Below are 12510 nucleotides of genomic sequence, written 5' to 3'. Positions count from 1 at the left end.
TCCTAACTTTGAGACGGTTTTAGAGGCTGGAGGGCAGCACCAGGGCGCCAACCAGCAAGAGCGGCCCGGCCACCACCATGGACAAGCCCCAACGGGTGAGGAACCTGGTGATGCGGGGGCGTTCATCGGCGTCGACGGTGGCCACGAACGTGGCGCCGACGGTAGAGAACGGAGAGACGTCAACAATGGACGAACACACGGCAAGGGTGGCGATAACCGCCCATCCGGCGACGTCCCCGGAGGCCACCAGCGGGAGTGCCAGCGGAACCAGCGCAGCGAGCATCCCGGTGGTGGAGGCGAAGGCGGAAATGAGGGCACCGATAGCGCAGATCACCAGCGCGGCCAGCAAGGGAGTCCCGACGGCGCCGGCTGCTTCGCCGAGCAACGCGACGGCTCCCATGGTCTGAAGCACTCCGACGAACGTGATGATCCCGCCTACCAGCAGGACGGTGGACCAGTCGATTTTGGCTACGGCCGATTTCCCGGACTGTGGGTCGCACAGCGTGAGGACCGAGGCGAACGCGAAGCACAGGACACCGATGTCCGGGCTTGCGCCGAGGACGGACATCAGGATGACGGTGGCAACCAATCCGGCCATGCAGAGCACGGTGATGATCTGGTTGCGGTCCAGCCGCGAAGGCTGCGGCGCGGGGGCCAGTTCGTCGAGGACCTGAACGGCCTGTTCGGCGGCCTTCTTGCCCCGTGCAATGGTGCCTTCGCGTTCAAAAGGGTGCGACGGCGTCGGGCGGCTTGCGCTGAAGCGCGGCAGGTTGGTGCCGAAACCGTCAGCCGTGCGGGTGTTGAGCAGCTTGAAACCGCCGAAGAGCACGTAGGCGGCCCCCAGCAGCAGGATGTTGGTGCCCAGGGCCACGCCAAAAAGGACCAGGGGATCCAGATCGATTCCGGCTGCCCTCGCGGTGCCGTAGGTGACGATGCCGAACAGGCTGGTGGGTGCGAATCCGCCCGCGCTGAGCCCCGATCCGATGGCCAACCCCATGAGCATGCGGTCGATGCCGTACCGCTTGGCCAGGGGCATTCCGATGGGTGCCATGACCAGTCCGGCCAGGGGTGAGCCCATGGCAGAGATGCCGATGGTGAGGGCGAAGAAAGCCAAGGGAAGGAAGAAGGCGCGGTCACCCACTTTGGTGATGGCCATTTCGATGATGCGGTCGATGGTCCCGTTGGCCTGCGCGATCGCAAAGAAATAGGTCACGCCAACCAGCAGGACAAGGATTCCGATGGGAAAGCCTGCCACCACCTTCTCGATGGTCATCCCGGCCATCCACACACCCACGCCGGCGGCCGCTGCGAACATGAGCACTCCAATGTGCACTTTGCGCAGGGTGGCCAGGACGAAGACGCCTACAAAGATGGCGAGGGCCAGTATCTGTAATTCCATAAGCCCGTTCTCCAATCAAACTACGTCGGTTCACTGGATGAACCATCGGTTCATTTTGGGAAGTCGCCTGTAATGTAGGGCACTGGAGTTAGTCGGTCAAGCGGGAGGGTTGCATGAGCACGCAAAGCGTCGTCACGGCCATCAGGGTGCTGGAAGCAGTCTCGGACAACCAGCCCGCAGGCTTGTCCGAGCTCAGCCGCGAGGTGGACGTGCCCAAGGCCACCGTGCTCCGTATGCTCAGGACGTTGGCCGAACTGGGCTGGGTGGCGCAGTCCGAGGTCCAGGCCGGCAAGTGGGTTTTGACCAACCATGCCTTCGCTGTGGCAAGCCGTGGCAGCAGCGGATCAGTGATCCGTGACGCGGCAATGGGCCCCTTGAACGCGCTGCAGCTGGACACGACGGAAACGGTTCACTTGGCGGTCCCGGACCGCGGCTACATGCTCATCATCGAGCGACTCGACACCCCGCACGTCCTGAGGGCTTTCCTCCCGCTGGGTTCGCGCCTGCCGATGCACGCCTCCTCTACAGGAATGGCCTACTTATCGGCTGCTGACGAGGCCTTCGTTGACGATTACCTGGCTGGCCCGCTGGAAGCGCTGACGCCGCAGACCGTGGTGGATCCCACACGGCTTCGCGAGATGATCGCGGACACACGTGCCCGTGGGTACTCCATCAACGAACAAGGCCTCAGTACGGGGATCACTTCCATCGGCGTGCCGCTGCTGGGGCCGGGCGGTGTCGCTGCCGGATCCATCTCCATCTCGGGGCCTTCCAGCAGGATAGTCCCCGCCAAATACCAGGAATACGGTGAGGCGGCCACCGGCACCGCGCGTGAGATCAGCAGGGCTTTGGGGGCGTTCTCCGCCAAGGGCTACTAAGTTTCCTGTCAAAATACTTCGCCGCAACTCAAAGCGCGCCTATCATGATGCTGTGGACGTGCTTCTTTGGAGTATTGGTTTCGTTTGAACCCGATTCCGGAGGGTACTAAAGCGATATGGAGAACTATTTCTTCGATCGGTGCCCGTTGGCATGGGTGGCGCCCCTTATCGGGGTACCAGCGGACGCCTTCCTGAATAGACAAAATTTATTGAAGGGATGCGTAGCTCAATGAACACACTTTTAATAATCGCCGGCGTAATCGCGATCATCCTGCTCCTCGTGGGCGGATTCAACCAAGCCCTCAGCTTCCTGCTGTGGGTTGGAATCATCCTCTTGGTGCTGGCCCTTCTGGGCTGGGTTCTTGGCCGTGGCCGGTCGCGCGTATGACAACTGATCCAAGCGAAGTTGCCGGTTTTGCCCAGGTCCGCGATGGAACCACCACCCCCGGCCATCCCATTCCCAGGGATCCGGGGATGCCTGAATCCAGCGGGCAGGTACCTGTAGGTGACGCCTCGTCGGAAAGTCCGGACGACGCCGTCGATGCTGGCCCCAGCGAGTCAGCCAACCCGCCAGGGCCGGCAGAAGAGAAGGACGAAGGAACCACGGACAACCGTGGTCTGACCACCGAAACCAATCCTACGGATTGATCGGAGCAGCGCGGCCGCGGGCGGGGAGGTTTCCTGTCCGCGGCCGCGTTCTTGGTGACCCCTGGCGGGTGTTTGCCACTAATTCCTGAAAAGTCGTCAGTTTAGCGATTGGCGGAAGAAAATGCGCATCGGTTCAATCATCGGGCTGATCGTTGTAGTTTGGCTCGTCATCGGCGCAATTGCGGCCGGCCAGCGGGGTTATTTCAGCGCCCCGCCTGCGCAGTGCTCGCAGTTTGCAACCATAGCTTTGAATATCGTCGCCGGCCCCCTGAATTACACGGGCCTGGACCCTCAGGGCGGGTGTGAGGTGCCGCAGCCGTCCTGACATGACGCGAGGCCGCACCATACAACGTTTGTCAACAAATTGCTAAGATTACTGACGATTTTGGTCTCGACATGGACATGACACTAAGTACCCTTATAGGTTCGAAGTGTTCCATCAACACGTTCCACCGCTCAGGGAAAGGACAGGTCATATGGACAAGCAGAATGCCACACCGGAAGAGGAAGTGGGAGGCTACGGCACTCCTACGGCAGAGCAGGAAGCCGGCGGAGGCCAGGCACAGCCCCGCGTGGAAGAGGACATCGAAGAGGCCGGCCTCGGAGAAGGTACCGGCGCGCCGAACCTCAGCCACCTGGATCCGGAGGATTCAGACAGTGCAGGCGAGCCCGGAGCCGGCCGCTTCGGAGGAACCGAAGAGCAGGCCCACGCCGAGCAGTCCACCGTGCCCGACGGCAACGATGACAGCCTGCCGGATGGCAGTGGCAACGACCTTCCCGAGGAAGAGTCGCCCAACGACGATGACGAAGAAAGTTTCGACGCCGGCTAAGAGCTTTGGCTGGCGCGCTTTAGACAGGCGCGCCACTGGTTAAGCAGCCAGCTGGCTGGCGCGCCACCAGCAGTACAGCACGAGCACCCGAGACGCGATCGAAGGAGCAACCTTATGGCTACGGTCAACAAGTCAATCGATGTAGATGTCCCCGTATCTGTCGCCTACAACCAGTGGACGCAGTTCGAGACCTTCCCGGAGTTCATGAACGGTGTGGAGTCGGTGCAACAGATCGATGACACAGCACTCCATTTCGCGACGAACGTGGGCGGCGTGAAGCGCGAGTACAACGCCCAAATCATTGAGCAGGTCCCGGACGCGCTTGTCAGTTGGGCAAGCGTCGATGGACCCCGCAATGCAGGCACGGTCAGCTTCGAACCGCTCGCAGAGGCCCGCACCCGAGTGACCGTGGCGATCGATTGGGAGCCCGAAAGCCTCGCGGAAAAGGCGGGATCGGCGCTGCACGTCGATGAACTGCGCGTGGGTGCCGACTTGGACAAGTTCAAGAAGTTCATTGAGGCGCAGGGGCATGAAACCGGGGCCTGGCGCGGCACGGTATCCGGCGGCGATGTGGATGATACGGGGCAGACGCCCGGAGTCCGTCCCTAGCGCGAAGCCCGGGACTGGCTCACACTGGATACAGCACCAATAGATAGCTCCAACGAGGGCCGGCCACCGTTACGGGCCGGCCCTCCGGCGTACGCACCATCAACGGCAGAGGGAGTCCTGACAGCCATGGCAGTGTCCAGCACCGTGGAGTCCGAGCGGAAGTTCGATGCCGACGCATCGACTCCGCTGCCCGAACTGCACACTATCGACGGGGTGGGGGCAGTGGGTAAACCGGCAAGTTACAGCCTGGAGGCCATCTACTTCGATACCCGCCACCTCGCCCTGGCTGCCCGCGGAATAACGTTGCGGCGCCGCACCGGTGGACCCGACGCCGGCTGGCACCTCAAACTGCCCCTTAGTCCCGGGAAGCGGACGGAGATTCACGCACCGCTGGGCACCGCTGACACGGTCCCGGTGGAACTCATGGATCGCGTGCTCGCTTACACGCGGGGCCATGCAGTGGCCGCAGTGGCCACACTCACCACAGAACGCACCAGCTACGCGCTGTACGGACACGGCGGCGAACGTTTGGCCGACTTCGTTGACGACTATGTACGGGCCCAGGTTTCCCTTGGTGAGCCCCGCGGGTCGGAGTGGCGGGAGTGGGAAGTCGAGCTGACCGCGCAGGACGGCGCCGACGATGCGCTCCTGGAAAGCCTCGTGGGACAGCTCTCAGACGCAGGAGCGAAGCCCAGCAACCGAACCTCCAAGCTGGCTACTGCCGTGGGTGATTCATGGCCGGATCTCAAAGGAAACGGCCGCAACCAGGCCTATGACAAGGGCTCGGCAATGGCCCCGGTACTCACCTATCTCCAGGACCAAGAGGCCGACCTCCTGCTTCAGGATGCCCACGTGCGGTTGGGACGGGATGACTCAGTCCATCAAATGCGGTCAGTGATCCGCCGTGTCCGATCGGTTTTGCACTCATACCGCCAGCTCTTTGAGCCTGCCCCGGTGAAGGAACTTGAGCGCGAGCTGAAGTCGTTGGCCAAGACTTTGGGCCGGTACCGTGACACGGAGGTCCTGCACGCACGCTTGAGGACGCACCTTGACGAGCTGCCGTCGAACCTCGTACTGGGCCCGCTGCACGACGAACTGGACCAGCGCATGGCTGTCAGGGCGGACACCGCAATGGGAGCTGTCAAGAACCGCCTGAACAGCCCCCGGTATTTTAAGTTCTTGGACGCACTCGAGGCGTTCATCGAAGCCCCACCGGTAACGCCGCAAGGGGAGGCGAAGGCCCGGAAAACCACGGCGAAGCTCGTCAACAAAGCCGCCAAGCACCTCGGCAAACGCCATGACGCCGCGGTGGCTGCCGCCGTCGGGCCCCGGCGTGACACAGCGTTTCACGAAGTCCGGAAGGCCGCCAAGAAGCTGCGGTTTGCCGCCGCGGCCGTTGAAGGTGTCCACGGCAAGCGGGCCGTGAAGCTGGGGGATGCAGCCCACAAAATCCAAACGATCCTCGGTGACCACCAGGACAGCGTGGTGGCCCGCGCGGAGCTGCTGAAGCTGGGTTCTGCGCCCGGCATCAGCAGCGCTGCGTTTACTTATGGCCTCCTGCACGCCATGGAACGCAGTGCCGCCGACGCCACGGAAGAGCAATATCTTCGTCACAGCAAGAAGGCGCTGAAGCTCAGGCTCCAGAAATAGGAACCTACTTCTTGAGGAACGTCAGCAACGCGTCGTTGATTTCGGCGCCGTGCGTCCAGAGCAGGCCGTGCGGTGCCCCCTCGATTTCCAAGTAGTCAGCGCTGGGCAGTGCGTCCTTGAAACGCCGTCCGGTGACGTCGATGGGCAAGATGTTGTCAGCCGTGCCGTGGACGATTAGGGCCGGGACGTCGATCTTGGGGATGTCGGCCCGGAAATCCGTGAGCCATGTGGGCTGCGCGGCCACCGAGGCAAAGGCCCCGGACTTGCTGGCCAGATTCCAGCTGGCGTCCACGGCTTCCTGGCTGAGCCGGTCCGTGCCCAGGAAGGTATCGCTGTTGTAAAAGTTCTTGAAGAAGTCGGTGAAGAACGCGTAGCGGTCTGCGGTGACGGCGGCGGCAAGGCCGTCGAACACGTCCTGCGGCACGCCGTCGGGGTTGTCATCGGTCTTCAAGAGGAAGGGTTCCAGCGAACCGAGGAAGACTGCCTTGGCAACACGGGCCGAGCCATACGTGCTGATGTAGCGCGCCACCTCGCCGGTGCCCATGGAGAAGCCCACCAGGACGGCGTCGTTCAGGTCCAAGGTGTCCAGGACGGTCTTGAGGTCTGCGGCAAAGGTGTCGTAGTCATAGCCTTCAGTGGGCTGGCTGGATTTTCCGAAACCCCGGCGATCGTACGTAATGACGCGATAACCGGCCTCGAGCAAGGCAGCGGTCTGCTTCTCCCAGGACGAACCATCCAACGGGTAGCCGTGGATCAAAACCACAGCCTGGCCGGTCCCATGGTCCTCGTAGTAAAGCTCAATCTCAGTGCTGTTTTCGTTTCCGACGGTGATGTAAGCCAAAACTCAAGTCCCTTCGATGCGGTTCAACACGAACGTTTCCAGCCTACTGTTCTGTTGGTGCGCCGGCACGGGCCCTGTCGTGGAGTTGACGCGCCGCCGCCACGGCGTCCATGTTGTCCTCCGCCCACTCCTTCATGTCGAAGATGATCGGGAGGAGCGAACGGCCGCGTGCAGTGAGCTCATAATCCGTTCGGACCGGAACCGACGCGGTGACCTCCCGGTCAATCAGGCCGTCGCGCTCCAGGGAGCGGAGTGTGGAGGTCAGCATTTTCTGGCTCGCCCCCGGGATCAGTCGGCGCAGCTCACTGTGGCGTTGCGGCCCTTCTTCCAAGGCGAGCAGGACAAGTGTCACCCATTTGCTGCTGATCGCCTCCAGCAATTGGCGTGCCGGGCAGAGTTCCAAGGAAGCGTTGTAGTGGTGTTGCGCTTTCCGACGGTTCTGTTCAGCCGTGAGTGTCATGACCTCATCATTGCAGGAACGTGGAGGTGCCCTGGGCACAATAAAGTGCGTTCTTACGCTGCGTGACACCCCCGGGTGAGGATCGATGAGGGGCCAAAGGGTCCCCTGCCTGAAAGGAAAAGCATGCCCTCCATCCTCCACATCAACGCCTCACCCCGTTATGCCGCCAGCGATTCGCTGCGGTTGGCCCGCCATTTCATTGACTCGGTTCAGGCTGCGGCTTCGGAGACGTTCGAGCTGGAAACCCTGAACCTGTTCGACGACGGCGCGTTGCCGGCTTTCGGACGGACAGCTGCGGCTGCCAAGATGGCTGTCTTCACCGGCCAGGACCAGACTCCGGATCAAATTGCGGCGTGGGAGTCCGCCCGCGCCGTATTTGAGCAGTTCGCCTCGGCCGATGCGTACGTTTTCAATATTCCGTTGTGGAACTCCGGTGTGCCCTACGCCCTGAAGCAATGGATCGACATCGTCACCCAACCCGGGTGGAGCTTCGGGTTCGACGCCGAAACGGGCTACACCGGCCTCATGGAGGGCAAGCATGCGCTGGCCATCCACACCAGCGGGGTCTATTCTCCCGGGGTTTCGCCGGCTTTCGGCTCCGATTTCGGCAGCACCTACTTTGCCGATTGGCTGAGCTTTGTGGGCATTGCGGATGCCACGCACGTTCGCTTCGCACCCACCGTCCTCAACGCAGACGTAGAGGGAACCCGCCGTGTTGCCGAGAATGAACTCACCGACGCCGCGCTCCTGTTCGCGGGCAAGCTCGGTGCTGCGGCAAAGCTGCAGCTGGCGAACGACTAGGAAACGACGACGACCCCGTCAGGCAGGTTACTTCCCGGAGTTCGCTGCGGCTGAAGCGGCCGCAGCGGCAGCCGCTTCAGCCGCAGCTGCTGCTTCCGAGGCCGCAGTATTGGCGGAGCCCACGGCACCCTCAGCTGCAGCGATGGCGTCGTTCATGATCTGCTGATCCACTTCAGTCTTATCGACAACCATTTTGATCGTCTTGGCGTCCGTCTCGGAGCCTGCTGAAGGGTCCGTCGATACGGCTGCTACTTGCTGACCCGGCTCGAGCGTGGTCCAAGGAGTTCCATCAGGTCCCACGATCGAGATGGTCAGCCCGGCCGATGCCAAAGCAGCTTTGGCATCGGCGAATGGCTTCCCTGCGATGTCCGGAACGGTGGTGAGGTTCGTTGCAGGGCTGGAGGCCGCGGTTTCAGAGGGTTTGGCCTGCGTGGCTTCCGACGTACCGCCGGAGCATCCTGCCAGCGCTGCGCCGATCACCAATGCCAGCGCCAATGCTGCGGTCTTCTTCATATGTCATACCCCCAAAATAGTCCGCTGGCCGGCTCATGGTTTGCCAACCCCACGTGGTGCAATACCAGCGGTAACTTTAGCGCTATTTCTCTAGTTGCCCGCAGCAACCAGACGTAAACTGGCCTTCGGTTCACATCGCCTGGCTCGGAGATCCCATGCTGTGGAAGGTACTTGTTCGCTTCCTGCGGCCGCATCAGCGGTTGCTGATCGCCGTCGTCGTCTTCCAATTGGCCCAGTCCATCGCATCCCTGTACCTTCCGACGCTGAACGCCGACATCATCGACAACGGGGTCGCCACCGGGGATACCGACTACATCCTGCGCATGGGCGGGCTGATGCTGTTGATCACCCTCCTGCAGATCGCGTGTGCCGTGGTTGCGGTCTACTTCGGCGCGAAGGCTGCCATGGGGATGGGCCGTGACCTCCGCGACGCGGTTTTCAGCAGGGTGGGGGAGTTCTCTGAGCAGGAGGTCACCAGGTTCGGGGCGCCGTCGTTGATCACGCGGTCCACCAACGACGTCCAACAGGTGCAGCAATTGGTCTTGATGTCCTGCACGCTGATGGTCGCGGCGCCCATGCTGAGCATTGGCGGAGTGATCATGGCCGTGCGCCAGGACGCCCAGCTGTCCTGGCTGATCGCAGTGAGCGTGCCGGTGCTGTTGCTGGCTGTTGGGTTGATTGTGACCCGGATGGTGCCGTTGTTCCGCAAGATGCAGGTCCGGATCGACGCCGTGAACCGTGTCCTCCGCGAGCAGCTCACCGGTATCCGTGTGGTGCGGGCGTTCGTCCGCGAAGACTTGGAAACCGCCAGGTTCGGTAAAGCGAACGACGACGTCACTGACGTCGCGCTGCGGGCCGGGCGTTTGATGGCACTCATGTTCCCGGTGGTCATGTTGGTCATGAATGTTTCGTCCGTGGCGGTGATCTGGTTCGGGTCCTTCAGGATCGAGGACGGTTCCATGCAGGTGGGCACGCTGATTGCGTTCCTGAGCTACCTGATGCAGATTCTTATGTCGGTCATGATGGCCACGTTCATGGCTGTGATGATCCCGCGTGCGTCCGTCTCCGCCGACCGGATCGGCGAGGTGCTGGAGACCGACTCAAGTGTCCAGCCGCCGTCGAACCCCGTCATCGGCGGCATCCGCCGCGGCGAGTTGGAAATGCGCGACGTCGGATTCGCCTACCCGGGTGCCGAGCAGCCAGTGCTGGGCGGGGTCACGTTTACAGCCTTGGCCGGGCAGACAACAGCGATCATCGGCAGCACGGGTGCTGGGAAAACCACGCTGGTGAACCTGATGCCACGTCTCTTCGACGCCACCAGCGGGTTCGTTCTGATGGACGGCGTGGACGTCCGTGAACTCCATCCTGACCTGCTGTGGGGCCACATCGGGCTGGTACCGCAGCGGCCTTACCTGTTCTCCGGGACGGTCCGCAGCAACCTCCAGTACGGCAAGCCCGATGCCACCGAGGAGGAGCTGTGGCAGGCGCTCTCCGTTGCCCAGGCCCGGGACTTTGTGGAGGACATGGAAGGTGGCCTGGATGCTGCCATCTCTCAGGGTGGCACCAACGTCTCCGGCGGGCAGCGGCAGAGGCTCGCAATCGCCCGGGCCCTGGTGAAGCGGCCGGAGCTCTACATCTTTGACGATTCCTTCTCCTCCCTGGACACCGCCACCGATGCCCGGCTCCGGCAGGCCCTCAAGCGCCACACCAACGGCGCCACGCTGGTGATCGTCGCCCAGCGGGTCTCCAGCATCGCCGACGCGGACCAGATCCTGGTGCTCGATGACGGCAGGATCGTTGGGCGCGGAACGCACGAAGAATTGTTGGAGACGTCCGAAACGTACAAGGAAATCGTGTCCTCCCAGCTCGCGGCGGAGGAGGCGGCATGAGCGCTGTATCAGCCGGGCCGCGCGGTCCCCAAAGGCCGGCGATGGGTCCTGGTCGAGGTGGGCCGTTCGCGGGGATGAACATCCCTGCTGAGAAGGCGTCCAACTTCTCTGGCTCAGCCCGGCGTTTGCTGGGGACGCTGAGGCCGGAGCGGTTCTGGCTGATCCTGGTGCTGGTGTTCGCCGTGGTCAGTGTTGCGTTGTCTGTGATCGGACCCAGGCTGCTCGGCGAAGGCACCAACCTGATCTTCGCCGGTGTCGTCTCCCAACAGTTGCCCGCAGGTGTCTCCAAAGCCGACGTCATTGCGGGGCTGCGCGCTGCGGGTGATGACAGCAAGGCGGACATGCTCGGCGCCATGACCCTGACGCCCGGCGTCGGAATCGACTTCCCAGCGCTGGCCTCTGTCCTGCTGTGGGCGCTGGCGTTGTATGTCCTGGCCTCAGCGTTCGGGTGGATGCAGGCGTACGTTCTCAACGGCGTCGTGCAGCGGACCGTTTACCGACTCCGCGAGCGGATCGAAGCGAAAATCCACCGGCTGCCCCTGCGCTATTTCGACTCCATCCAACGCGGTGAGCTGCTGAGCAGGGTGACCAACGACGTCGACAATATCTCCCAAAGCCTCCAGCAATCCATCAGCCAGGTGGTGTCCTCCCTCCTGACGGTGCTGGGTGTTTTGGTGATGATGTTCCTGCTCTCGCCGCTGCTTGCTTTGATTGCGCTGGTGACCATCCCGCTCACCCTCGGAACAACGCTCCTGATTGCCAAGCGCTCGCAGAAGCTGTTCGTGGCGCAGTGGAAGAACACCGGCGAACTCAACGGCCAGATCGAGGAAAGCTACACCGGGCATGCACTGGTGAAGGTGTTCGGACGGCAGAACGAGGTGCAGGAGAAGTTCCGCGCGAAGAACAGCGAGCTGTACCAGGCGAGCTTCGGGGCGCAGTTCGTGAGCGGGCTGATCATGCCGGCCATGACGTTCATCGGCAACCTGGTCTACGTGGGGATTGCCGTGGTGGGCGGCCTGCAGGTGGCCTCCGGTTCCATGCAGTTGGGTGATGTGCAGGCTTTTATCCAGTACTCGCGGCAGTTCACCATGCCGTTGGCGCAGCTCGGATCCATGGCCAACATGCTGCAATCCGGTGTTGCCTCCGCGGAGCGCGTTTTCGATCTGCTCGATGAGGAGGAAGAGTCAGCCGAACCTGATCCTGTTCCACAGTCCGGTCCGGCGCGCGGACGGCTGGTGTTCGAGAACGTATCCTTCCGCTACTCGCCCGACAAGCCCCTGATCACGGACCTCAGTTTGGTGGCTGAGCCGGGGCAGAGCATCGCGATTGTAGGGCCTACGGGCGCGGGCAAGACCACCTTGGTGAACTTGATGATGCGCTTCTACGAGTTGGACTCAGGACGGATAACGCTCGACGGCGTGGATGTCGCCTCGATCCCGCGGCACGAGTTGCGCTCGCGGATGGGCATGGTCCTCCAGGACACGTGGCTTTTTGGTGGGACCATCCGCGACAACATTGCCTACGGACGGCCTTCTGCTTCCGAGGACGAGATTATTGAAGCCGCGCAGGCAACGTATGTGGACCGGTTCGTGCGGTCCCTGCCCGAAGGCTACGACACCTTGTTGGACGACGAAGGCGGCAACGTTTCGGCTGGTGAGAAGCAACTGCTGACCATCGCCCGGGCGTTCCTGTCCCATCCGTCCGTACTGATTCTGGACGAGGCCACCAGCTCTGTGGATACCCGGACCGAGGTATTGGTGCAGAAAGCCATGAACGCCCTGCGCTCGGACCGGACCAGCTTTGTGATCGCCCATCGGCTCTCCACCATCCGCGACGCCGACCTCATTCTGGTGATGGAAGCCGGGCAGATCGTGGAGCAGGGGACCCACTCGGAGCTGCTGGCTGCGGGTGGGGCTTACTCCCGGCTGTACGAGGCGCAGTTCGCGGCTCCGGTGGCTTTTGAGCCCTAAGTGCGGCGGCTTGGTTGTTCGC

General features: G+C 62.5%; 13 protein-coding genes. 9 read left to right on the top strand and 4 right to left on the bottom strand.

Translation table 11 applies throughout. The features are described from left to right. Positions 1–19 precede the first annotated feature (19 nt). Complete coding sequence (locus tag AYX22_RS18540; protein WP_207594848.1) at positions 20–1399, bottom strand: SLC13 family permease; 1380 nt, start codon at positions 1397–1399, stop codon at positions 20–22. A 113-nt stretch (positions 1400–1512) separates the two neighbouring features. Here AYX22_RS18540 and AYX22_RS18535 point away from each other — a divergent pair, with 113 nt between their 5' ends. The 6 genes from AYX22_RS18535 (at position 1513) to AYX22_RS18510 (ending at position 6014) form a co-directional block, all read left to right on the top strand. Then, entirely contained in the window at positions 1513–2277 is a 765-nt protein-coding gene (locus AYX22_RS18535; RefSeq protein ID WP_207594846.1) for an IclR family transcriptional regulator, read from the top strand. A gap of 229 nt (positions 2278–2506) precedes the next feature. Further along, a complete protein-coding gene (locus AYX22_RS18530) occupies positions 2507–2665 on the top strand; it encodes a hypothetical protein (protein ID WP_198318272.1) in 159 nt (52 codons plus the stop codon). Continuing rightward, the gene (locus AYX22_RS18525) at positions 2662–2925 is read left to right on the top strand and encodes a hypothetical protein (protein ID WP_207594844.1); all 264 of its coding nucleotides are present in this window, start codon (positions 2662–2664) and stop codon (positions 2923–2925) included. Before AYX22_RS18530 ends, AYX22_RS18525 begins: the two co-directional genes overlap by 4 nt. A gap of 476 nt (positions 2926–3401) precedes the next feature. Continuing rightward, a complete protein-coding gene (locus tag AYX22_RS18520) occupies positions 3402–3755 on the top strand; it encodes a hypothetical protein (RefSeq protein ID WP_198318271.1) in 354 nt (117 codons plus the stop codon). Between the two features lie 114 nt (positions 3756–3869). Beyond that, the gene (locus AYX22_RS18515; RefSeq protein ID WP_207594842.1) at positions 3870–4364 is read left to right on the top strand and encodes an SRPBCC family protein; all 495 of its coding nucleotides are present in this window, start codon (positions 3870–3872) and stop codon (positions 4362–4364) included. Positions 4365–4490: 126 nt separating this feature from the next. Then, positions 4491–6014 (top strand): CYTH and CHAD domain-containing protein, encoded by a 1524-nt coding sequence (locus tag AYX22_RS18510; RefSeq protein WP_207594840.1) that lies wholly within the window; start codon positions 4491–4493, stop codon positions 6012–6014. A gap of 4 nt (positions 6015–6018) precedes the next feature. On the opposite strand, the gene AYX22_RS18505 is transcribed toward AYX22_RS18510, so the two are convergent. Next, a complete protein-coding gene (locus AYX22_RS18505) occupies positions 6019–6855 on the bottom strand; it encodes an alpha/beta hydrolase (protein WP_207594838.1) in 837 nt (278 codons plus the stop codon). Between the two features lie 43 nt (positions 6856–6898). Next, complete coding sequence (locus AYX22_RS18500; RefSeq protein WP_207594835.1) at positions 6899–7315, bottom strand: helix-turn-helix domain-containing protein; 417 nt, start codon at positions 7313–7315, stop codon at positions 6899–6901. 123 nt (positions 7316–7438) lie between these two features. Here AYX22_RS18500 and AYX22_RS18495 point away from each other — a divergent pair, with 123 nt between their 5' ends. Further along, positions 7439–8116 (top strand): NAD(P)H-dependent oxidoreductase, encoded by a 678-nt coding sequence (locus tag AYX22_RS18495; protein WP_207594834.1) that lies wholly within the window; start codon positions 7439–7441, stop codon positions 8114–8116. Between the two features lie 27 nt (positions 8117–8143). On the opposite strand, the gene AYX22_RS18490 is transcribed toward AYX22_RS18495, so the two are convergent. Then, complete coding sequence (locus AYX22_RS18490) at positions 8144–8629, bottom strand: PASTA domain-containing protein (protein ID WP_207594832.1); 486 nt, start codon at positions 8627–8629, stop codon at positions 8144–8146. Between the two features lie 155 nt (positions 8630–8784). On the opposite strand from AYX22_RS18490, the gene AYX22_RS18485 reads away from it, so the two are divergent. Beyond that, complete coding sequence (locus tag AYX22_RS18485) at positions 8785–10518, top strand: ABC transporter ATP-binding protein (protein WP_207594830.1); 1734 nt, start codon at positions 8785–8787, stop codon at positions 10516–10518. Next, complete coding sequence (locus AYX22_RS18480; RefSeq protein ID WP_278251938.1) at positions 10515–12488, top strand: ABC transporter ATP-binding protein; 1974 nt, start codon at positions 10515–10517, stop codon at positions 12486–12488. The genes AYX22_RS18485 and AYX22_RS18480 overlap by 4 nt, the downstream gene beginning before the upstream one ends. Positions 12489–12510: the final 22 nt, after the last annotated feature.

The organism is Arthrobacter sp. D5-1 (assembly GCF_017357425.1).
In the GTDB taxonomy this organism is placed as follows: domain Bacteria; phylum Actinomycetota; class Actinomycetes; order Actinomycetales; family Micrococcaceae; genus Arthrobacter.
The sequence above is the reverse complement of the archived record's forward strand: the minus strand, read 5'-3'. Positions and strand labels throughout refer to the sequence as shown.